Origin of the sequence: Acidovorax sp., assembly GCF_047607405.1 — a bacterium.
GTDB lineage: Bacteria > Pseudomonadota > Gammaproteobacteria > Burkholderiales > Burkholderiaceae_C > Acidovorax.
Map to the genome: position 1 here is coordinate 22,041 of NZ_JASGDA010000008.1, position 22,037 is coordinate 44,077.

19 protein-coding genes are annotated in these 22,037 nt (G+C 67.6%); 3 read left to right on the top strand and 16 right to left on the bottom strand.

What is annotated here, in order from left to right; translation table 11 throughout:
• The first annotated feature begins 16 nt into the window (after nt 1-16).
• Genes QM569_RS01435 through QM569_RS01445 form a run of 3 tightly spaced genes read left to right on the top strand, consistent with a single transcriptional unit; the run spans nt 17 to nt 3,867 of the window.
• Entirely contained in the window at nt 17-1,222 is a 1,206-nt protein-coding gene (locus QM569_RS01435; RefSeq protein WP_414985439.1) for an acetyl-CoA C-acetyltransferase, read from the top strand.
• A 19-nt stretch (nt 1,223-1,241) separates the two neighbouring features.
• On the top strand, nt 1,242-3,395 hold the full coding sequence (locus QM569_RS01440) for a 3-hydroxyacyl-CoA dehydrogenase NAD-binding domain-containing protein (protein WP_414985440.1): 2,154 nt from the start codon (nt 1,242-1,244) through the stop codon (nt 3,393-3,395).
• A gap of 7 nt (nt 3,396-3,402) precedes the next feature.
• Complete coding sequence (locus tag QM569_RS01445; protein ID WP_414985441.1) at nt 3,403-3,867, top strand: GNAT family N-acetyltransferase; 465 nt, start codon at nt 3,403-3,405, stop codon at nt 3,865-3,867.
• 62 nt (nt 3,868-3,929) lie between these two features.
• Here the strand turns inward: QM569_RS01445 and QM569_RS01450 are convergent, their stop codons facing one another.
• From QM569_RS01450 to QM569_RS01525, 16 genes are all read right to left on the bottom strand, one after another.
• Entirely contained in the window at nt 3,930-4,832 is a 903-nt protein-coding gene (locus QM569_RS01450; RefSeq protein ID WP_414985442.1) for a 3-keto-5-aminohexanoate cleavage protein, read from the bottom strand.
• Between the two features lie 2 nt (nt 4,833-4,834).
• A complete protein-coding gene (locus tag QM569_RS01455) occupies nt 4,835-5,983 on the bottom strand; it encodes an acyl-CoA dehydrogenase family protein (protein ID WP_414985443.1) in 1,149 nt (382 codons plus the stop codon).
• Entirely contained in the window at nt 5,980-7,890 is a 1,911-nt protein-coding gene (locus QM569_RS01460; RefSeq protein ID WP_414985444.1) for a biotin carboxylase N-terminal domain-containing protein, read from the bottom strand. Before QM569_RS01460 ends, QM569_RS01455 begins: the two co-directional genes overlap by 4 nt.
• Entirely contained in the window at nt 7,887-8,696 is an 810-nt protein-coding gene (locus QM569_RS01465; RefSeq protein WP_414985445.1) for an enoyl-CoA hydratase/isomerase family protein, read from the bottom strand. Before QM569_RS01465 ends, QM569_RS01460 begins: the two co-directional genes overlap by 4 nt.
• A complete protein-coding gene (locus QM569_RS01470) occupies nt 8,693-9,862 on the bottom strand; it encodes an acyl-CoA dehydrogenase family protein (RefSeq protein WP_414985446.1) in 1,170 nt (389 codons plus the stop codon). The genes QM569_RS01465 and QM569_RS01470 overlap by 4 nt, the downstream gene beginning before the upstream one ends.
• 22 nt (nt 9,863-9,884) lie before the next feature.
• Nucleotides 9,885-11,492: an acyl-CoA carboxylase subunit beta gene (locus QM569_RS01475; RefSeq protein ID WP_414985447.1), complete on the bottom strand. Its 1,608-nt coding sequence runs from the start codon at nt 11,490-11,492 to the stop codon at nt 9,885-9,887.
• Entirely contained in the window at nt 11,489-12,394 is a 906-nt protein-coding gene (locus QM569_RS01480) for an SDR family oxidoreductase (protein ID WP_414985448.1), read from the bottom strand. Before QM569_RS01480 ends, QM569_RS01475 begins: the two co-directional genes overlap by 4 nt.
• A gap of 4 nt (nt 12,395-12,398) precedes the next feature.
• Nucleotides 12,399-13,031: a TetR/AcrR family transcriptional regulator gene (locus tag QM569_RS01485; protein ID WP_414985449.1), complete on the bottom strand. Its 633-nt coding sequence runs from the start codon at nt 13,029-13,031 to the stop codon at nt 12,399-12,401.
• Between the two features lie 172 nt (nt 13,032-13,203).
• On the bottom strand, nt 13,204-13,974 hold the full coding sequence (locus QM569_RS01490; RefSeq protein WP_414985450.1) for an enoyl-CoA hydratase: 771 nt from the start codon (nt 13,972-13,974) through the stop codon (nt 13,204-13,206).
• Between the two features lie 6 nt (nt 13,975-13,980).
• Nucleotides 13,981-14,817 carry an acyl-CoA thioesterase gene (locus tag QM569_RS01495; RefSeq protein WP_414985451.1) on the bottom strand — a complete coding sequence of 279 codons (837 nt, stop codon included), beginning with the start codon at nt 14,815-14,817 and terminating at the stop codon, nt 13,981-13,983.
• A gap of 73 nt (nt 14,818-14,890) precedes the next feature.
• Entirely contained in the window at nt 14,891-16,084 is a 1,194-nt protein-coding gene (locus tag QM569_RS01500; protein WP_414985452.1) for an acetyl-CoA C-acyltransferase, read from the bottom strand.
• A 22-nt stretch (nt 16,085-16,106) separates the two neighbouring features.
• Nucleotides 16,107-16,493 carry an endonuclease domain-containing protein gene (locus QM569_RS01505; protein WP_414985453.1) on the bottom strand — a complete coding sequence of 129 codons (387 nt, stop codon included), beginning with the start codon at nt 16,491-16,493 and terminating at the stop codon, nt 16,107-16,109.
• Between the two features lie 88 nt (nt 16,494-16,581).
• Complete coding sequence (locus QM569_RS01510) at nt 16,582-18,984, bottom strand: 3-hydroxyacyl-CoA dehydrogenase NAD-binding domain-containing protein (protein ID WP_414985454.1); 2,403 nt, start codon at nt 18,982-18,984, stop codon at nt 16,582-16,584.
• 21 nt (nt 18,985-19,005) lie between these two features.
• Nucleotides 19,006-19,440, bottom strand: coding sequence for a DUF2147 domain-containing protein (locus QM569_RS01515; RefSeq protein WP_414985455.1), 435 nt, complete (start codon nt 19,438-19,440; stop codon nt 19,006-19,008).
• A gap of 44 nt (nt 19,441-19,484) precedes the next feature.
• Nucleotides 19,485-21,281, bottom strand: a complete 1,797-nt coding sequence (locus QM569_RS01520) for an acyl-CoA dehydrogenase C-terminal domain-containing protein (protein ID WP_414985456.1) — start codon at nt 21,279-21,281, stop codon at nt 19,485-19,487.
• Nucleotides 21,282-21,286: 5 nt separating this feature from the next.
• Entirely contained in the window at nt 21,287-22,024 is a 738-nt protein-coding gene (locus QM569_RS01525) for a TetR/AcrR family transcriptional regulator (RefSeq protein ID WP_414985457.1), read from the bottom strand.
• Nucleotides 22,025-22,037 lie beyond the last annotated feature (13 nt).

Sequence of the window (22,037 nt, forward strand, 5' to 3'; positions counted from 1 at the left end):
TTATGGAGACGACGACATGACCGAAGCCTATGTGTTCGACGCCCTGCGCACCCCGCGCGGCAAGGGCAAGAAGGACGGCACGCTGCACGAGGTAAAGCCCATCGACCTGCTCACGGGCCTGCTGACCGAGCTGCAAGCGCGCCACCGCTTCGACACCGCCGCCGTCGATGACGTGGTCATGGGCATCGTCTCGCCCGTGGGCGAGCAGGGCTCCGTGCTGCCCAAGGTGGCCGCCCTGAAGGCCGGTTGGGACTGGCGCTGCGCGGGCGTGCAGGTCAACCGCTTCTGCGCCTCGGGCCTGGAAGCGGTGAACCTGGCCGCGCAGAAAGTGCGCAGCGGCTGGGAAGACCTGGTGGTCGCCGGCGGCGTGGAGAGCATGAGCCGCGTGCCCATAGGCTCCGACGGCGGCGCGTGGGCGCAAGACCCCGCCACCAACTCCGCCACGCTGTTCGTGCCGCAGGGCATCGGTGCCGATTTGATCGCCACGCTGGACGGCTACACGCGCACCGACGTGGATGCCTTCGCGCTCGAATCGCAGCGCCGCGCCACCGCTGCGCGGGCTGCGGGCCACTTCAAGCGCTCGGTGGTGCCCGTGCGCGACTTTCTGGGCCAGACGATTCTGGAAGAGGACGAGTTCATCAAGCCCGGCACCACGCTGGAGGGCCTGGGCGCACTCAAGCCCTCGTTCGAGCAACTGGGCGGCATGGGCTTTGACGCCGTGGCGCTGCAGCGCTACCCGCAGGTGGAGCGCATCCACCACGTCCACCACGCGGGCAACTCGTCGGGCATCGTGGACGGCGCTGCCGCCGTGCTCATCGGCAACGAAGCCGCCGCCAAGGCACACGGCCTCACGCCGCGCGCCCGCATCGTCGCCACGGCGTTGAGCGGTGCCGACCCGACCATCATGCTCACCGGCCCCGCGCCCTCGGCGCGCAAGGCGCTGGCGCGGGCAGGGATGACGGTGGACCAGATCGACCTCTTTGAAGTCAACGAAGCCTTCGCCGCCGTGCCCATGCGCTTCATGCGCGACATGGGCGTGCCGCACGAGAAGGTGAACGTGAACGGCGGCGCGATTGCCATGGGCCATCCGCTGGGGGCGACGGGGGCGATGATCCTCGGCACCCTGATCGACGAACTGCACCGGCGCGGCCTGCGTTATGGGTTGGCGACTTTGTGTGTCGGCGGCGGCATGGGCATCGCCACCATCGTCGAGCGCATCTAAAGAACAGGGAGACAAGAACATGCAAACCATCCGCTACGAACTGATCGACGCCGCAGGCGGCAAGGTCGCGCAGATCACCTTCGACGAGGCCAATTCCCCCGTCAACACCATGTGCCGCCAGTGGCAGGACGATCTGGCCGAAGTGACAGCCAAGGTCCTGGCCGACCGGGCCAACCTCAAAGGCATCGTGCTCGCATCGGCCAAGAGCAGCTTCTTCGCCGGGGCCGACCTCAAGGCCACCATGCGCCTCACGCCCGACGACGCGCCAGCAGTGTTCGCCGAAATCGAGCGCATGAAAAAGCAGTTCCGCACGCTGGAAACGCTGGGCATCCCCGTCGTCGCCTGCCTCAACGGCGCGGCCCTGGGCGGCGGCTGGGAAGTGGCGCTCGTCGCCCACTACCGCATCGCCGTCAACGACCCCAAGATCCAGTTCGGCCTGCCCGAAGTCACCCTGGGCCTGATGCCCGGCGCGACGGGCGTGACCAAGATGACGCGCCTCTTGGGCCTGCTGGGCGCACAGCCCTACATCCTTGAAGGCAAGCTGTTCAACCCCGCCGAGGCGCTGGAGCTGCAACTGGTGCATGAACTCGTCGCCACGCCCGACCAGTTGCTGCCGGCAGCGCTGGCCCGCATCGCGGCGCACCCGCAGGCCATGCAGCCGTGGGACGACAAAAACTACAAGATGCCCGGTGGCACGCCCGCCAATCCAAAAATAGCGGGCGCACTCACCGTCGCCCCCGCCATGCTCAAGAAGACCACGCGGGGCCGCTACCCCGCGCCCGAAGCCGCCCTGGCCGCCATGGCCGAGGGCGCGCTGGTGGACTACGACACGGCCCTGCGCATCGAAAGCCGCTACCTTGCGCGCCTGATGACCACGCCCGTGGCGCGCAACATGATCAACACGTTCTTCTTCGACATGAACGCGATCAAGAGCGGCAAGTCGCGCCCCGCAGGCGCGCCGCGCTTCAAGCCGCAAAAGGTCGGCATCCTGGGTGCCGGGATGATGGGCGCGGGCATCGCCTGGTCGCAGGCCAGCCGGGGCATCGCCACGGTGCTCAAGGATGTGAGCGTGGACAAGGCCGAGGCAGGCAAGGCGTACAGCGCAAAACTCACGCAAGCCCGCGTGGACAAGGGCCGCATGACGCCTGACGCCCAGCAAGCGCTGCTCGCGCGCATCACGCCCACCGCCAGCGCGGCAGACCTGGCGGGCTGCGACCTCATCATCGAAGCCGTGTTCGAGAACCGCGAGCTGAAAGCCAAGGTCACGCAAGAGGCCGAGCCGCAGCTCGCCCCCGGCGGCTTCTTCGCCAGCAATACGTCCACCCTGCCCATCAGCGGCTTGGCGACCGCCAGCAGCAAGCCCGAGAAATTCATCGGCATCCACTTCTTCAGCCCCGTGGACAAGATGAAGCTCGTCGAGATCATCCGGGGCAAGGCCACCGACGACGAAACCGTCGCCCGCGCCTTCGACTACGTGCAGGCCCTGGGCAAGGTGCCCATCGTGGTCAACGACTCACGCGGCTTCTACACCAGCCGCACCTTCGGTACCTTCGTGATGGAAGGTGCCGCCATGCTGGGCGAAGGCATCCCGGCGGCGGTGATCGAAAACGCCGCCATGCAGGCAGGCCTGCCCGTGGGGCCACTCGCGGTGCTGGACGAAACCGCCCTCACCCTGAGCGTGCACGTGATGGAGCAGACCCGCGCCGACTACGCCGCCGAGGGCAAGACCTACACCGCCACGCCCGGCGAGCTGCTGGTCGAGCGCATGGTCAAGGAGCTGAACCGCCCAGGCCGCGCCGGTGGTGGCGGCTTCTACGACTACCCCGCAGGCGCCAAGAAGCACCTGTGGCCCGAACTGCGCACGCTGTTCGAAAAGCCCGACGCACCGTGGAGCGTGCAGGAGATCCAAGACCGCCTGCTCTACCGCCAGGCCGTGGAAACGGCCCGCTGCCTCGCCGAAGGCGTACTCACCAGCACGCACGACGCCAACATCGGCTCCATCTTCGGCATCGGCTTCCCGGCCTGGACGGGCGGGGCCATGCAGTTCATCTACGGCATGGGGGTGGACAACTTCCTGCGCCGCGCGGATGAACTCGCGGCCCGGCATGGCGCGGGCTTTGCGGTGGATGCGAAGGTGCGCGAGGCGATCGAGAAGTTCCGGCCCGTGTATTGATCGCGGCATGATCCGGTTCGCCACGCACGACGACCTTGCGGGCGTGCTGCGCCTGTACCGTGAACTGCGCCCGCACGACCCCGTGCTCCCGCCCGCCGACGCGGATGCGCGGTGGCGCGAAGTCATCGCCCAGCCGCACCTGCGCGTCGTGGTGGCGCAGGCAGAAGACCAGTGCCTGGCGGCAACGTGCATGATCGCCGTGATCTCCCACCTGGCGAGCGGCGGCCGCCCCTTTGCGCTGATCGAACACGTGGTGACGTTGCCGCCCTATCGCGGCCGGGGCCTGGGCCGCGCCACGATGCAATACGCGCTGGATTTCGCCTGGTCGCGCGACTGCTGCAAGGTCATGCTGCTGTCCGGCATGCAGCGCCCCGAGGCGCACAGGCTGTATGAATCGCTGGGGTTCCGGGGGGATGTGGAGCGCGGGTTTGTCATCAAGCCCACGGCCCCATCTGGAGCGCAATGCTTCTGATTTGATAGCTGCTCGCGCTTTCCCATCAAGTGCTGAGAGCCTAAAACGCCTTTGGCGGACGCTCACGCGCCTTCAGCCGCCGCCTCTTTCAATCCCAACATCTCTCGCGCTTCCTGGGCAGTCGCTACCTCGCGCCCCGCGTTGCGCGCACAGCGTGCCAACTGCTCGATGAGCGGGCCGTTCGACGTGGCCTTGGCGCCGTCGGGCAGGTAGAACGTGTCTTCCAGCCCCGTGCGCAGGTGCCCGCCCAGTTCAGCCACGCGCTGGTGTACGGGCCAGATTTCGCTGCGACCGATCAGCGTGGCCTGCCAGGGGGCGTCCTTGATCTTCAGCTTGAGCAGGATGGGCAGCAAGTCCACATCGGCGGGCATGCCCGATTCGACGCCCATGACGAAGTTGTATTCGGGCAGGCCTGCCATGTACATGCCCGTCTGCACGTACATCTCCACGCAGCGCACGATGCCCACGTCGAAGCATTCGAACTCGGGCAGCGTGCCCGTCTCCAGCATTACGTCGATGAAGTCCTTGACCTTGGCGGGCTGGTTGTCGAACAGCATGGGCGGCCAGGCCCAGGTGCCGTTGCCGCGCACTTTCAGGTAGTTGAGTGAACCCGCATTGCACGCCGCCATTTCGGGCCGCGTGGCGCGCAGGCAGTCGAGCGGGCCTTGGTAGTGCGGGCCGACGACGCCCGTGGTCTGGTTGATGATGAGGCCGGGGCAGGCCTCGCGCATGGCCTGCACGCAGTCGCGGGCGACTTGCGGATCCCAACTGGGCAGGTGGCCCTTGCCGGGTTCCTGGCTGCGAAAGTGGACGTGGACGACCGACGCGCCTGCATCGACCGCGCGGCGGGCCTCGCGGGCGAGGTCATCGGGGGTGACGGGCACGTGGTGCTGCGCGGGGTCGGTCAGCACGCCGGTGATGGCGCAGGTGAGGATGGCTTTGTTGCTGTGGTTGCTGTGTTGCATGGTCAGACTCCCAACTGGCGTGCCGCCAGGTCTTTCATGATTTCTTCCGCGCCGCCGCCGATCATCATGACCTTGACTTCGCGGTAGATGCGTTCGCTGACGGTGCCGCGCATAAAGCCCATGCCGCCCAGGATCTGCACGGCCTGGTCAGCGCAGAACTGCATGGTTTGCGTGGCGTGGTTTTTCAGCAGGCAGATGTGCGCGACCCATTCCGCGCCGGTGCGGCCCGCGTCGGCCTGCGCGGCCACGGCTTCGCACCATGCTGCTGTCGATTGGATGCGCATCTGCATGTCCATGAGCTTGTGGCGGATGACCTGGTGCTCCACCAGCGCCGCGCCAAAGGTCTTACGCTGGCGCGCCCAGGCCAGGGCCTCGTCGTAGCAGGCTTCGGCAAAGCCCAGGGCCGATGCGGCGAGGCCAAAGCGCTCGCCGTTGAAGTTGCCCATGATGATGCGAAAGCCCGCGCCTTCTTCGCCCAGCAGGTAGCGGGCGTGTACGCGCACGTTGTCAAAGCGCAGGTGGGCGGTGTCGGAGCAGAGCCAGCCCATTTTGTCGAGGCGCGTGCGCGACAGGCCCGCGCTGTGGCCGGGGACGAGCAGCATGGAGATGCCGCCCGCGCCCTTCGTCCCAGGCTCCCCCGTGCGCACGGCCACGGTGATCCAGTCGGCGCGCATGCCGGATGTGATGAACACTTTCTCGCCGTTGACCACGTACTCGTCGCCCTCGCGCCGCGCCGTGGTCTTGAGCTGCGCCACGTCCGATCCGCCGCCCGGCTCGGTGATCGCCAGCGCCGCGATCTGCTCGCCCGCCAGCACGGGCGGTACGACCTCGGCGCGCACGGCCTCGCTGCCGTGGGCCACCACGGGCGGCAGGCCGATGTTGTGCGAGAACAGGCTGGCCAGCACGCCGCCGCTTGCGCCATGGCGGCTCAGGGCACGCCACAGCGGCAGCCGCAGCGCGTAGCTGGCGGGCGTGCCGCCGTATTCCTCGGGGTAGCCCAGGCCCAGCAGGCCCAGTTCCGCCGCGCGGCGGTAGAGCGTGCGCGGGAACTCGCCCGCCGCGTCCCACGCATCCACGTGGGGCGCGATTTCGGTGCGGGCGAAGCGGGTGACGGTGTCGGTGAGGGCCGTGCTTTCTTCGGTGTCGCTCATGCAGAGGCTCCTGGTGGTTCAAAGCGCGCCAGCACCTGGCCGGGGGATACCTGCTGGCCCACGGCCACCAGCACCTCGGCCACGGTGGCGGCTGACGGGCAGGACAGGCTGTGTTCGAGCTTCATGGATTCGATGACGGCCACGGTGTCGCCCTTTGCCAGCGCATGGCCTGGGGCGGCGGGCAAGGCGACAACGCGGCCATTGAAGGGTGCGCGCAACTCGCTCGCGCCGCCCGCGTCGCCTGCGCGTGCTGCGGGTTCCCAGGATGCGTCTTCCACCCAGCCGTCCACCGCGCCTGCCTGCCAGTGCCAGCGCAGGCTGCCCACAGGGACGGCGTACACGCCGTGCTGGGGCAGTTGCAGGGTGGCGGTCGTGTCGCCATGTTCCACCTGCAAGCGCCCGACCCCGAGTTCGCGCACGGAGACGGCATGCACCTCGCCCTGGTGGCGCAGGCGCAGCGGGCGGGCCAGGGGGCAAGGCAGATGGGAGTTTGAAGTAAAAATGGCCTCTAGCGCAGATGGGATAAGCGCCAGTAGCTCACTTTTTGATAGCTCACTCTGCAAATCTGCCGCATGCTCGGCCAGAAAGGGCACCAGCGCCTGGCCGCTGGCGAACACCGGGTGCGCCAAACACTCAGCCAGGAAAGCCCGGTTGGTGGGCAGGCCCAGCACGCTCATGGACTGCAATGCGCGCCGCAGCGCGGCGATGGCCTCGGCGCGCGTGGGGGCGTGGGCGATGAGCTTGCCCAGCATGGCGTCGTAGTGGGGCGATACCTCGGTGCCCTGCTCCAGCGCGTGGTCGAAGCGCAGCGCTCCCCGTTGAAAGGCGGCTGCGGGCGGCGCGCTGAAGTGCAGCACGCGACCCGTGTGAGGTTGGAAATGCGCGTCCTCGGCGCACAGGCGCACCTCGATGGCGTGGCCTTGCAGCGCGACCTGCGATTGCGCCAGGGGCAGCGGCTCGCCGCGTGCGATGCGGATTTGCCATTCCACCAGGTCCAGGCCCGTCAAGGCTTCGGTGACGGGGTGCTCCACCTGCAGGCGGGTGTTCATCTCCATCAAAAAGAATTCATTGCCGTCGAGCAAAAACTCCACCGTGCCCGCGCCCACATAGCCCGCCGCCTGCGCCAGCGCCACGGCGCACGCGCCCATGCGTTCGCGCAAAGCGGCGTCAACAGCCGGGCTGGGCGATTCCTCGACGAGCTTCTGGTGGCGGCGCTGCACCGAGCAGTCACGCTCGCCCAGGTGGATGCAGGCACCGTGGGCGTCGGCAAAGATTTGCACTTCGACATGGCGCGGCTGCAGCAGGGCGCGTTCGATGAGCAGGTCGCCGCAGCCAAAGCCCGCGAGCGCTTCCGACCTTGCACTGGCGAGCGCGGCGGGCAGTTGCGCGGCGTCGGTGACAAGCCGCATGCCGCGCCCGCCACCGCCCGCCACGGCCTTGACCATGGCGGGGAAGCCGATGCGCGCAGCCTCGGCAGCAAAGCGCTCGTCACTCTGGTCGTCACCCGCATAGCCGGGCAGGCAGGGCACGCCGTGTACCTGGGCCAGCGCCTTCGCGCCTGCCTTGCTGCCCAGGGCGCGGATGGCGGCGGGGGGCGGGCCGATCCAGGTCAATCCTGCGTCCACCACGGCCTGGGCAAAGTCGGCGTTCTCGCTCAGAAAGCCGTAGCCGGGGTGAACGGCATCAGCCCCCGTGGCGCGGGCTGCGGCCAGCAGCTTGTCGATGCGCAGGTAGCTGTCGGCGCTGGCCGACCCGCCCAGGGCCACGGCCTGCGTGGCTTCGCGCACGTGCAAAGCCCGCGCGTCAGGGTCTGAATAGACAGCCACCGTTTCAACGCCCATGCGATGGGCCGTGCGAATGATGCGGCGAGCAATCTCGCCACGGTTGGCGATCAAAATTTTCTTCATGCCTTGGCACTCCACGGCGGCGCGCGCCGGGCAGAAAACGCGGCCAGCCCCTGCGGCGCTTCGGTGCCGCGCAGGGCCTGGGCAAAGGCCAGCGCGGCATCGTCGAGCAGCGCAGGCAAGGGGGCTTCCGGCACGGCCAGCAGCAGGCGCTTGGTGGCGGCCACGGCCTGCGGCGCGGCGGCGGCGTGAACAGCGATGGTGCTTTGCACGGCGGCATCCATGCCGCCTTCGATCACCTCGTCCACCAGGCCCGCGCTTTGGGCTTGCGCGGCATTCAACCGCTCACCCGTCAGCAGATAACGGCGAGCAGAGGCCGCCCCCATGCGCCGCACCACAAAGGGCGCGATCTGCGCGGGCACGATGCCCAAAGTGACCTCGGGCATGCCGAACTGCGCGCCCGCATGCGCCAGCACGCGGTCGGCGCAGCACACCAGGCCGATGCCGCCGCCCATGGCCGCGCCTTCCACGGCCACGACGAGCCATTGCGGCAGCGCACACAGGGCTTGCAGCAGCGCGCCGAACTGGCGGTTCATGGGCACGAGCGGGTCGGCCTCGCCAGCCGCCAGCGGCTGGCCGATGGTCTTGGCAAAGCCGCCCAGGCTGCCGCCCGCGCAGAAGTGCCCGCCCGCGCCGCGCAGCACCACGCCGCGCAAATCGGCGTCGGCCTGGGCACGTTCGCACGCGGCGAACAGAGCCTCCACCAGGGCCTCTGACAGTGCGTTGCGGCTTTGGGGGTCGTTGAGCGTCCAGGTTTCCACGCAGCCGGTGGCGAGCGGCGCGCGGGTGATCAGCAGCGCATCCGTCATGGTGCGCGCTTGGCAATGCCCATGAGCTTGGCGAGGATGCCCAGCATCACCTCATCCGCCCCGCCCCCGATCGAGGCCAGCCGCCCGTCGCGGTACATGCGCGAGACCTTGTTCTCCAGCGTGAAGCCCATGCCGCCCCAGAACTGCAGGCAGGTATCGGGCACCTCGCGGTTCAGCCGCCCGGCCTTGAGCTTGGCCATGCTCGCCAGCTCCAAGACATCCTGCCCATTCACGTACAAATCGCAGGCACGGTAGGTGAGCGCGCGCAGGGCCTCGACCTCGGTCTTGAGTTCCGCCAGCTTGAACTGCACCCACTGCTGGTCCGCCAGGGTCGCGCCAAAGAGCTTGCGGTCTTGCGCGTAGGCTATGGTCCACTGGATACAGTTGGTCAGCGATTCGAGCGTGCTGGCCGCGCACCACAGGCGCTCTTCCTGGAACTGCTGCATTTGGTAGATAAAGCCCTGCCCTTCCGCGCCAATGCGGTAGCGCTGCGGCACGCGCACTTCGTCGAAGTAGATCAGGCCCGTGTCGCTGCTGTGCATGCCGATCTTGCGGATCTTCTGCGCGACCTCGATGCCGGGGCGCAGCTTGCCGTTCTCGCGCATGGGCACCATGACGAGGCTCTTGTTCTTGTGGACGGGCCCTTCGCCGGTGTTGACCAGCATGCACATCCAGTCGGCTTGCAGGCTGTTGGTGATCCACATCTTCTGGCCGGTGATGACGTAATCGTCGCCGTCCTTGCGCGCCACGCTCTTGATGCCGGATACGTCGCTGCCCGCAGCGGGCTCGCTCACACCAATGCAGCCCACCATGTCGCCCGCGATGGCCGGGGCCAGGAACTCGCGCCGCAGTTCGTCGCTGCCGTAGCGCGCCAGCGCGGGCGTACACATGTCTGTCTGCACCCCAATCGCCATGGGCACGCCGCCGCAGTGGATGTGGCCCAGGGTCTCGGCCATCGCCAGGCTGTAGGAATAGTCCAGGCCCGCGCCGCCGTATTCCTCGGGCTTGCACAGGCCCAGCAGGCCGAGCCGGCCCATCTTCTTGAAGACCTCGTGCGCGGGGAAGATTTCCGCCGCCTCCCATTCGTCCACGTGGGGGTTGATCTCCTCGTCTATAAAGCGCTTGAGCGTCTTTTGAATCTCGCGGTGCTCGTGCGTGAATTGCATGGCTTTGTCTCCTGTGTTTTATCTACATCCGCGCCACGCCAAACTGCATGGGCCGCGCCGTGCGCGCAGCGCCTTCGGCAATCGTGTCCAGGCAGAAGGCCAGCACGGCCCGCGTGTCGCGGGGGTCGATCACGCCGTCGTCCAGCAGCATGCCGCTGGTTACGAGCGCATCGGCCTGCGCCTCGAACATGGCGACGATCTTGTCGAACTGCGCCTGCGATTCGGCAGGGTCGGGCGTAATGCCTTTGCGGGCGAGCGCCGCCTCGGTCACGATCTGCATGGTGCGCGCGGCCTGCTCGCCGCCCATGACCGCCGTCTTGGCGCCCGGCCAACTGAACAAAAAGCGCGGCGCATAGCCGCGCCCGCACATGCCGTAGTTGCCCGCGCCAAAGCTTGCGCCGCACTGGATGGTGATCTGCGGCACCGTGGCGTTGGTCACGGCCTGGATCATCTTGCTGCCGTGCTTGATCATCCCGCCCTGCTCGCTGTCCTTGCCCACCATGTAGCCGGTGGTGTTCTGCAGATAGACGATGGGGTGGCCGAGCTGGCACATCCACTGGATGAAGTGCGTGGCCTTGTTCGCGCCCGCCACGTCGATGGGGCCGTTGTTGGTGATGAAACCCACGGCGTGGCCCTGGATGCGGCCTTGCGCGCAGACGGTGGCCGCGCCGTAGCGGGGCTTGAATTCGAGCAGCTCCGAGCCATCGACGATGCGCGCAATGACCTCGCGCATGTCCACGGGCTGGCGCAGGTCTTCGGAGATCAGGGCCAGCAGGTCATCGGCGGGCAATGCGGGTTCCAAAGCCGCGCTGCGTTTTTGTGCCGCCCAGCCGGTGTTGGAAACCACGGCACGGGCGATGCCGATGGCCTCGCGGTCGTCCGCCGCCAGGTATTCGCCCAGGCCCGAGACGGCGGTGTGCATCTCCGCGCCGCCCAGTTCCTCCTCGGTGGCAATCTCGCCCGTGGCGGCCTTGAGCAGCGGCGGCCCGGCCAGGAAGGCGCGCGAGCGGCCCTGCACCATGATGACCACGTCCGACAGCCCCGGCATGTACGCCCCGCCCGCCGTGCCCGAGCCGTGCTGGATGGTGATGACGGGGATGCCCGCCGCCGACAGCCGCGCCAGGTTGCGAAACAGCGAACCGCCGTGGACGAAGCCTTCCACACGGTAGCGCATCAGGTTGGCGCCCGCGCTCTCCACCAGGTGGACAAAGGGCAGGCGCTCGCGCAGCGCGATCTCCTGCACGCGCAGGATTTTGTCCAAGCCCATGGGCTGCATCGCGCCCGCCTCGATGCCCGAGTCGCTGGCGACCACCATGCAGCGCACGCCCGCCACGAAGCCGATGCCCGCGATGACGCCGCCGCCGGGTATGGATTTGGCGGGGTCTTGGGTGTCGTGCAGATAACCCGCCAGCGAGCACAGCGGCAGCCACGGCGCGCCCGCGTCCAGCAGCAGGGCGACGCGCTGGCGCGGCAGCAGTTGGCCGCGTTTCTCGAACTGGGGCAGCGAGCGGGCCGAGGCGGCGGCGGCGCGGTCTTCGAGTGCGCGCAGGGCATCGAGCCGCGACAGCAGCGCGGCGCGGCGGCGTTGCGCGTCGGGCCCGCCGGGGTTGAAGCGCGAGGCGAAGCTCATTGCGCCCCCTTGCCGTCTTGCGCCGCAAACACACGCGGCACCTGGGCGCGGTGAAAGCCCCCAAACGGCTTGACGGCGGCGCGCTCGCGGGCAGCGTCGTCCGGCGGCTGCATGGGCCAGCCCATGCGCACCTGGGGGCGCGCGCCGTCCACGCGCAGCGTGCTGCCGCTGATGAAGCTGGCGGCGGGGCTCAGCAAGAAGACGATGGCGGCGGACACCTCGGCCTCGTTGCCAAAGCGCCCCAGCGGCACGGTGCGCGGCATGGCGCGCAGCGTGGCTGCGGCCTCGGGCGGGTAGTTGTCCATGCCGCTCGAAGCGATGTAGCCCGGGGCGACGGCGTTCACGCGCACGCCGCTGTGCGCCCATTCGACGGCAGCCGTCTCGGTCAAGCTGACCATGCCCGCACGCGCCGCGCCGCTGTGGCCCATGCCGGGCATGGAGCCCCACATGTCGGCCACGATGTTGACGATGCTGCCGCCGTGCGCGCCCATCCACCGCCGGTAGCACTCGCGCGCCAGCAGAAAGCCGCCCGTGAGGTTGGTGTGTACCACCGCTTCCCAGCCCTTGGCGCTGATGGATTCGAGCGGCGCCATGAACTGCCCGCCCGCGTTGTTCACCAGCGCGTCGATGCGGCCGCGCGCGGCCAGCACCTGCTGCACCATCTGCGCCACCGCGTCTTCGGCGCGGATGTCGCAGGCATGCCAGGACGCCCGGTCGCCGTCGGCCTCGATCTCGCCCTGCACAGCCTGCAGCTTGTCGGCCTTGCGGCCCACCAGGACGACGTGCGCGCCCAGCCGGGCCAGTTCGTGCGCCGTGCAGCGGCCTATGCCCGAGCCGCCGCCCGTGACGATGATGGCCTGGCCGTCGAACAGGCCCGGCGCAAAAATGGATTGGTAAGTCATGCGATCAAACCTCGCGGATGAACAGGGCCAGCGCCTCGCTCGTCAGTTCGTCGAGCGTCTTGCCCTTGTGGGGCGTGAACCACTGCACGGCCCAATGCAAGGCGCCAAAGATGAAGAGCCGCGCCACGCCCGGGTCGGCAGCCAGCGCGCCCTGCGCCGCCAGCGCCTGCAGCGTGGGCACCCAGACGGCTTCGTACACGTCCTTGACGCGGGTGATGTTCTTGCGCTGCGCGGGCGTGAGCGAGCGCCACTCGTACAGCATCACGGGGATGAAGCCGCTGTGCGGGCCGAGCAGCACCTCGAAGTGGTGGCGGATGAGCACGCGCAGCCGCTCGCGCGGCGCGGCATCGGGGGCGAGGGCCGCCAGCACGCGCTGCTGGCTTTGCACGGCGGTGTCCATGCCCTCGTTCATGATGGCAAAGAGCAGCGCGTTCTTGCTCTCGAAGTGATAGAAGGGCGAGCCGCTGTGCATGCCCGCCGCAGCGGCGATGTCGCGCGTGCTGGTGGCCGCGTAGCCCTTGGTGATGAACAGCCGCGCCGCCACGTCCATGAGCGTGCGGCGGCGGTTGCCGTCGTCAATTTCTTCGGCGGTCTTGCGGGGGCGGCCCCGGGGACGGCGCGCGGCGGGTTGGTCCATGCGCTGGACGATAGCAAAGCCAGGTATTTTTAACAAGCAAATGCTTTGTAAAAATACCCTGACAGGGTACTATCAAAAAAATAGCTGCCAGCGCCTGTCAATTAATGGTTTCAGGCCAATTTCTATCTGAAACCATTGCACAGCAGGCGCTAGCAGCTATGATTTTTATGGATCAGACTTTGCTGAAGTCCGGCTTTCTTTTCTCCATGAAGGCCGAGAACGCCTCACGCGCCGCAGGCTCGCGCAGCATGCGGCGAAAGCTGTCGCCCTCCTCATCCATCACTTCCAGCACCTTGGCCGCCTGCGGGCCCTTGAGCAGGCGCTTGGTTTCGATCAGTGCCGACAGCGGCTTGGCCGCCAGCTTTTTCGCCTGCGCCTGCGCCAGGGCGTTGCACTCGGCAGGCGGCACCACGCGGTTGACCAGGCCGACTTCGAGCGCGGCTTCGGCCATGAACGGCTCGCCCAGCAACAGCGCCTCTGCCGCGCGGTGGTAACCCATCATCTGCGGCACCAGCAGGCTGGACGCGGCCTCGGGGCACAGGCCCAGGTTGACGAAGGGCATGCTGAACGCCGCGTTGTCGCCCGCATAGACCAGGTCGCAGTGGAACAGCATGGTGGTGCCGACGCCCACCGCCGGGCCGCACACGGCGGCTACCAGGGGCTTGGGGAAGGTGGCAATGCCGCGCAGAAAGCGGAACACGGGCGACTCTTCCCGCGAGCTGGGCGGCTGGCGCTGGAAGTCGCCAATATCGTTGCCCGCGCTGAAGATGGCCATGTCACCTTGCAGCACCACCACGCGCACGCTGGCGTCGGCCTTGGCCGCTTCCAGCGCGTCGGCCATGGCGGCGTACATGGCGGCGGTGATGGAGTTCTTCTTGTCCACCCGGTTGAAGGTGATGGTGGTGATGCCGCCTTCTGTGTGGACGAGGATGTCTTGGGTCATGGTGTCTCACTCCTTGAAGTAAACGATTTGATGGCTGGTGGCGAGCATCAGGCCCGCCTCGTTCCAGAGCTGCACGGTCTGGTCGAAGAAGCCGTTGCGGAACTCCTGCCCGCGCGCCTGGCCCAGCAGGTAGCCGGTGCCGGTGGCCTGCAGTTGCGCGCTGCTGGCGTGAAAGTACACGGTGATGGACACGGTGCCCGCAGGCACGTGGCGCGCGCGGCGCAGCCACACGCGGGGGAAGAACAAGTCCGCCAGCGCTGCCAGCGCGCAGAAGTCCAGCGGGCGCGGCGGTGCGTCGCGCATCCACAGCTGCGACAGGCTGTGGTCGCCGCTGCCGTCCCACGCCTCGGGGATGAAGCCTGCAATGGGGCGCATCTCATAGCGGTTGAGCCATTCGATCGTGCCCACCTGCGGCGGGACGGTCGCGTGCTGCGCGGGCGGTTGAACGGAGGGCATGGGCAGGTCACTCACGCTCCAGGTCTCGCGCCGCGCCGCCGTCACCGCCGTGGCGGTGGTGGTGACCACCTGGGCGCCGTCGGCGCCGGCCTGCAGGATGCTCAAGGTCCAGTGCTGCGTGGACCGGTTGGTGCGCACGGGCGTGGCCTGCACGCTGAACGGCCCCGCCGCCAGCGCGCCCGCGTAGTTGACGGTGAGCGACAGCGGCTCGCCCAGGCGGTCGGGGTGCTGCATCACGGCCTGCAGCAGCGTGGCGGCGGTGATGCCACCGAACGGGCCGACCATGTTCCAGTAGCCTGGATGCGTCTGGCCCTGGTATTGGCCAGGGGCGGACGCGGCGAGCTGCAGCGCCTCGTCCAGCGGATGAAGGTGTGAGGAAGAAGTCATGCCGCCAAGTGTGCCGCCAATCGGGCCCGCGCCCGGTCATGCAGGAGACGGGCCTTTGCGCGGCCCGCCCCGCTCACAGCGCCTCGAAGATGCCCGCCGCGCCCTGACCCGTGCCCACGCACATCGTGACCATGCCGTACTTGAGCTTGTGGCGGCGCAGCGCATGCACCACCGTCGCGGCGCGGATGGCGCCCGTGGCGCCCAGCGGGTGGCCCAGGGCGATGGCGCCGCCCATGGGGTTGACCTTGGACGCATCCAGCCCCAGCGTGTTGATGACGGCCAGCGACTGGGCGGCAAAGGCCTCGTTCAGCTCGAACCAGCCGATGTCCTCGTGCTTGAGGCCCGCGTAGCGCAGCGCGGCGGGGATGGCCTCGATGGGGCCGATGCCCATGATCTCGGGCGGCACGCCACGCGCGGCGAAGCTCACGAAGCGCGCCAGGGGCGTCAGGCCGAACTGCTTGACGGCCTTCTCGCTCGCCAGGATCAGCGCGCCCGCGCCGTCGCTGGTCTGCGAGCTGTTGCCCGCCGTGACGCTGCCGCGCGCAGCGAACACGGGGCGCAGCTTGGCCAGTCCCTCCAGGGACGTGTCGGGGCGCGGACCTTCGTCCAGGCTGACCGTGCGGCGCTTTTCCACCACCTCGCCCGTCGCCAGGTCGGGCGAGCGGTCAACGACCTCGATGGGCGTGATCTCGTCGGCGAACTCGCCCGCCTGCTGCGCCTTGATGGCGCGCAGGTGCGATTCGAGCGCGAAGGTGTCCTGCGCCTCTCGCGACACCTTCCACTGCTGCGCCACCTTCTCGGCGGTCAGGCCCATGCCGTAGGCGATGCCCACGTTCTCGTCGCGCAGGAAGACCGCGGGGTTGAACGAGGGCTTGTTGCCGCCCATGGGCACGAGGCTCATGGACTCGGCACCGCCCGCGATCAGCACGTCGGCCTCGCCCACGCGGATGCGGTCGGCAGCCATCTGGATGGCGGTGACGCCGGATGCGCAGAAGCGGTTGACCGTAACGCCGCCCACGGGGTGGTCGAACGCCAGGCCCACGGCGATGCGCGCCATGTTCATGCCCTGCTCGCCCTCGGGGAAGGAGCAGCCGATGATCGCGTCCTCGATGGCCTTGGGGTCGAGCGTGGGCACCTGGGTCATGGCGCTCTTGATGGCGGCGACCAGCAGGTCGTCCGGGCGGGTGTTCTTGAAGTAGCCGCGGCCCGAGCGACCGATGGGCGTGCGCGTGGCGGCAACGATGTAGGCGTCTTGTACTTGTTTCATGGAGATGGCTCCTGGGTTGTCTTTACTCCTTCCCCCTTTGGGGGAAGGCGGGGATGGGGGCCAGCGCGCCGAGCCGGTTGGCAATGGCCTGCAAAACCCCTTCCAGATGGACGAATGGCTCGTTGGATGCAAAACGCATCACATCGAATCCTTGGCGGCGAAAAAAGGCATCACGCTGCGCGTCGTAGTCTTCTTGCTGCAGGTGCTGGGAGCCGTCAAGCTCCACGATCAGCCGGGGAGCCAGGCACGCGAAATCAGCCACATAGCTGCCCAGCGGATGCTGGCGGCGGAACTTCACGCCCAACTGCTCGCCGCGCAGGCCGCCCCAGAGCTTGCGCTCCGCTTCGGTCATGGCACGGCGCAACACCACGGCGTTCTTCCGGGCATTGGATGTGGCTTGGTTCTGCATGATCAGCGCCCCGTGGCGGGCAAGCCCCCACCCCAGCCCTCCCCCAACGGGGGAGGGAGCAAAGCGGGGACCGTGGCAATTGGTTGCATCAATTCCGCACCGGCTTGCCCGTATTCAGCATGCCCAGGATGCGCTCGTGCGTCTTGGGCTGCCCGATGAGGTGGCAGAACGCCTTGCGCTCCAGCGCCATCAGGTACTCCTCGCTCACCAGCGAGCCTGCATCCACGTCGCCGCCGCAGACCACGTTGGCGATCAGCGTGCTGACCTTGAAGTCGTACGCGCTGATGAAGCCGCCGTCGCGCATGTTGACCAGTTGCGCCGTGATGGTGGCCAGCCCGCTGCGGCCCGCCACGGGGAACAGGCGCTTGTGCGGCGCGCGCCAGCCGCCTGCGGCCAGGGACTTGGCCTCGTTGATGGCGACGAACAGCAGCTCGTCCTTGTGCGGCACGATGAGGTCGCTGTCCAGCAGGTAGCCGAGCTTCTTCGATTCGATGGCGCTGGTGCCCACCTTGGCCATGGCGGCGGCGGTGAAGCCTTCGGTCAGGAACGGCAGGATGTCCTTGCTCGTCGATGCGGCCATGCTCTCCGCCGCGCGGCGGGCGATGTAGGTCAGGCCGCCCGCGCCGGGCACCAGGCCCACGCCCACTTCGACGAGGCCGATGTAGCTTTCCATGTGTGCCACGCGGCGGGCGCAATGCACGGCCAGCTCGCAGCCGCCGCCCAGCGCCATGCCGTGAATGCCCGCGACCACGGGCACCTGGGCGTAGCGGATGCGCAGCATCAGGTTCTGCAGATCCTGCTCCACGCTGTCGATGGCGTCGGGGCCGCCGACGACGAAGGCGGGCATGGTGGCTTCCAGGTCGGCGCCCACGCTGAACGGCGCATCACCCGACCAGATGACCATGGCCTGGTAGTCGCGCTCGGCCACTTCCACGGCTTCCATCAGCGCTTCCATCACCTCGGGGCTGATGGCGTGCATCTTGTTCTTGATGCTGGCGATGAGCACCTGGCCGTCCAGCGTCCAGGTGCGCAGCGCCTTGGATTCGGCAACGGTCGTGCCCGCGGTGCGCCAGTCGGGTAGGTTGGTTTCGCCCAGCAGCGCCTCGGGGAACAGTTGGCGCTCGTAGACCGGCAGTTGGCGGCGCGGCACGAAGACGCCCTTGGATGCGCTCCACGAGCCGTTGGCCGTGTGTACGCCGCCCGCTTCGGCGACGGGGCCTTTGAAGACCCAATCCGGCAGCGGTGCCTTGCACAGCGCCTTGCCTGCGGCTATGTCCTCTTGGATCATCTTCGCGACTTCGAGCCAGCCCGCCTCCTGCCACAGCTCGAAGGGGCCTTGCTGCATGCCAAAGCCCCGGCGCATGGCCTGGTCCACGTCGCGCGCGTTGTCGGCAATCGTGCCCAGGTGAACTGCGGCGTAGTGGAAGCTGTTGCGCAGGATGGCCCACAGGAACTGGCCCTGCGCCCCCTCGGCGTTGCGCAGCAGTTTCAAGCGCTCGGCGGCGGGCTTTTTGAGCATGCGGGCATACACCTCGTCGGCCTTCTGGCCGCCGGGCACGTACTCCTCGCTCTCCAGCTCAAAGCGCAGAACGTCGCGCCCCACCTTCTTGTAGAAACCAGCCTGGGTCTTCTGGCCCAGGTTGCCCAGATCGAGCAGTTTTTGCAGCACGGCGGGCGTGCCGAAGCTGCCGTAGAACGGGTCGGACTTTTCGTCCAGGTTGTCCTGCAGCGTCTTGATGACGTGCGCCATGGTGTCCAGGCCCACCACGTCGGCCGTGCGGAAGGTGCCGCTGGATGCACGGCCCAGCTTCTTGCCGGTGAGGTCGTCCACCACGTCGAAGGTCAGGCCGAAGTTCTCGACCTCCTTCATCGTGGCGAGCATGCCCGCGATGCCCACGCGGTTGGCGATGAAGTTGGGCGTGTCGTGCGCGCGCACCACGCCCTTGCCCAGGCCGCTGGTGACGAAGGCTTCGAGCTGGTCGAGCACCTCGGGCTGCGTGGTGGGCGTGTCGATGAGTTCCACCAGCGTCATGTAGCGCGGCGGGTTGAAGAAGTGGATGCCGCAAAAGCGCGGCTTCACGCTCTCGGGCAGGGCTTCGCTCAATTTGGTGATCGACAGGCCCGAGGTGTTGCTCGCCAGGATGGCGTGCTTGGCGACGTGGGGCGCGATCTTCCTGTACAGGTCGAGCTTCCAGTCCATGCGCTCGGCGATGGCCTCGATGACGAGGTCGCATTCCTTGAGCAGGTGCATGTGCTCTTCATAGTTGGCCTGCTGGATCAGTGCGGCGTCATCGGCCACGCCCAGGGGTGAAGGCTTGAGCTTCTTGAGGCCCTCGACGGCCTTGGAGACGATGCCGTTCTTGGGGCCTTCTTTCGCCGGCAGGTCGAACAGCACCACGGGCACCTTCACGTTGACGAGGTGGGCCGCGATCTGCGCGCCCATCACGCCCGCGCCGAGCACGGCGACTTTCTTCACTTGGAATCGGGACATGGTTGTTTTCTTTGAATGGGGTTACTGCACGCGCACCCAGGTCTGGGTGCGACCGAAGGGGCCGATGGAGCCGCGCACTTCGAGCTTCTTGCCGCCCTCGATGGGCGTGAGGCGCAGGGTGTAGTTGCGACCGTTCTCGGGGTCGAGAATCTTGCCGCCTTCCCACACGTCCTTGCCCTCGGCCTTCTTCGCGCCGCGGATGATCTCCAGGCCCACGAGCGGCTTGTCCTTGCGGTCGTCGCTGCACTCTTTGCACACGTCATCGGGCTTGGCGTCTTTGGTCAGGCGCCGCTCCAGCACGCCGGTGAGCACGCCGCCCGTGTCCTTGATGCGGATCTCGGCCTTGGACTCGCCGGTCTTGTCGTCGATGTTGCGCCACAGGCCCTCGGGCGTCATCTGCGCCCAGGCAGGCACCGCACTTACTACCAAAACAATAGCTGCTAGCGCTTGATACATAAGGGCTCCGTGGCAAAAAGACTTAAATTTTGCGAGAGGGAGACTCAGGCCAGGGCCAGGTCGGTATCCATCAACACCTTGCTGCCTGCGCGGGCGGTGCGCATCAGCGTCGCCGTCTCGGGGAAGAGCTTGGCGAAGTAGAAGCGCGCCGTTTGCAGCTTGGCGCCGTAGAACGGGTCGGTGTTGCCTGCGGCGATTTCGCGCAGCGCCACCTGGGCCATGCGGGCGAACAGGTAGGCAAACACCAGGTGGCCCGCCACGCGCAGGTAGTCCACGGCGGCAGCGCCCACTTCGTCGGGGTTCTGCATGCCCTTGAAGCCGATCTCGGTGGTGAACTTAGGTAACTGGTCGCCCAGCATCGCCAGCGGGTTGATGAACTCGGCCATCTTCTCGTTCACGCCTTCTTCCTCGACCAGTTGACCGATGAGCTTGCCGAACTTCTTCAGGGTAGCGCCGTTGTTGCCCAGGATCTTGCGGCCCAGCAGGTCCAGCGACTGCACGGTGTTCGTGCCTTCGTAGATCATGTTGATGCGGTTGTCGCGGGTGAACTGCTCCATGCCCCATTCCTTGATGAAGCCGTGGCCGCCGAAGACCTGCATGCAGGCGTGCGTGGAGATGTGGCCGTTGTCGGTGATGAACGCCTTGACGATGGGCGTCAGCAGCGCGACCAGTTCATCGCTGTCGGCGCGCACCTTTTCGTCGGGGTGGTTGTGCGCCTTGTCCAGCAGCAGCGTGCAGAACACCTGCAGCGCGCGGCCGCCTTCGGCGTACGCCTTGGCCGTCAGCAGCATCTTGCGCACGTCGGGGTGGACGATGATGGGGTCGGCGTCCTTGTCCTTGGCCTTCGTGCCGGAGAGGCTGCGCATCTGGATGCGGTCCTTGGCGTAGGCCAGGGCGTTCTGGTATGCCACTTCGGTCAGGCCCAGCGACTGGTTGCCCACGCCCAGGCGGGCGGCATTCATCATCACGAACATGGCGGCCAGGCCCTTGTTGGGCTGGCCCACCATGGTGCCGATGGCGCCGTCGATGGCGATCTGCGCCGTGGCGTTGCCGTGGATGCCCATCTTGTGCTCCAGGCCCGTGCAGTAGATCGGGTTGCGCTCGCCCAGGCTGCCGTCGGCATTCACCTTGAACTTGGGCACCACGAACAGGCTGATGCCCTTGCTGCCCTTGGGCGCGTCGGGCAGGCGGGCCAGCACCAGGTGGACGATGTTGCTGGTGAAGTCGTGCTCGCCCGCGCTGATGAAGATCTTGTTGCCGGTGATCTTGTAGGTGCCGTCGGGCAGCGGCTCGGCCTTGGTGCGCAGCAGGCCCAGATCGGTGCCGCAGTGCGGCTCGGTCAGGCACATGGTGCCGGTCCATTCGCCGCTGGTCAGCTTGGGCAGGTAGGTCTTCTTCTGCTCGTCCGTGCCGTGGGCGTGCAGGGCCTCGTACGCGCCGTGCGACAGGCCGGGGTACATGGTCCACGCCTGGTTGGCGCTGTTCATCATCTCGTACAGGCACTGGTTCAGCACGAAGGGCAGGCCCTGGCCGCCGTAGGCCGGGTCGCACGACAGCGCGGCCCAGCCGCCCTCGACGTACTTGGCATAGGCTTCCTTGAAGCCCGTGGGGGTCTTGACCTCGTGCGTGGCCTGGTCCAGTACGCAGCCCTCGGTGTCGCCGCTGATGTTGAGCGGAAAGGTCACCTCGGCGGCGAACTTGCCCGCCTCTTCGAGCACGGCGTTGATGGTGTCCACGTCCACCTCGGCATGGGTCGGCATGGCCTTGAATTCATCGCTGACCTTGAACACTTCGTGCAGCACGAATTGCATGTCGCGCAGGGGCGGCGTGTAGCTGGGCATGGGGTTTACTCCTTGGAGGTGGTGGTTTGGTTGGAAACTTTGCGGCGCTTCGCGGCGGCAGGGGCTGCCGTGGCCGCTGCGGGCGCCTCGGCGCTGTAGCGCGCCAGGATGTTGTGAAAGCCGGTGAGGGCACGCTCGATGGAACCCGGCGTGCGCAGGAAGCGCGCCTCGTAGTGCAGCGCCAGGATGAGGCCGTGGATCTCGAAGAGCATCTGCTCCTCGTTGGTGTCCGCCTGCAGCTCACCCAACACCTTGCACTGCTCGATGGCGCGGCGCATGGCGGCGTGCCAGGTCAGCACCGAGTGCGCCAGCGCGTCGCGCACGGGGCCGGCGCGGTCATCGAACTCGACCGCGCCGCTGATGTAGATGCAGCCCGAGTCGATCTCGATGGAGGTGCGCTTCATCCAGTTGTCGAACAGCGCGCGCAGACGCGCCACGCCGCGCGGCTCGGACATGGCGGGGTAGAACACCTCTTGCTCGAAGCGCGTGTGGTATTCGCGGATCACGGAGATCTGCAGTTCCTCGCGCGAGCCGAAATGGGCGAACACGCCCGACTTGCTCATGCCCGTGACATCGGCCAGCGCGCCAATGGACAGCCCCTCCAGCCCGATGTGCGTGGCCAGACCGAGCGCGGCCTCGACGATGGCGGCCTTGGTCTGCTGGCCCTTCTGCAGCGCGCGCCCGGTGCCGCTGCGCGAGCGCGGGATGCGGGTGACCGAAGCGGTTTCTGGAATGGCGGACATGCGATGCAGATAA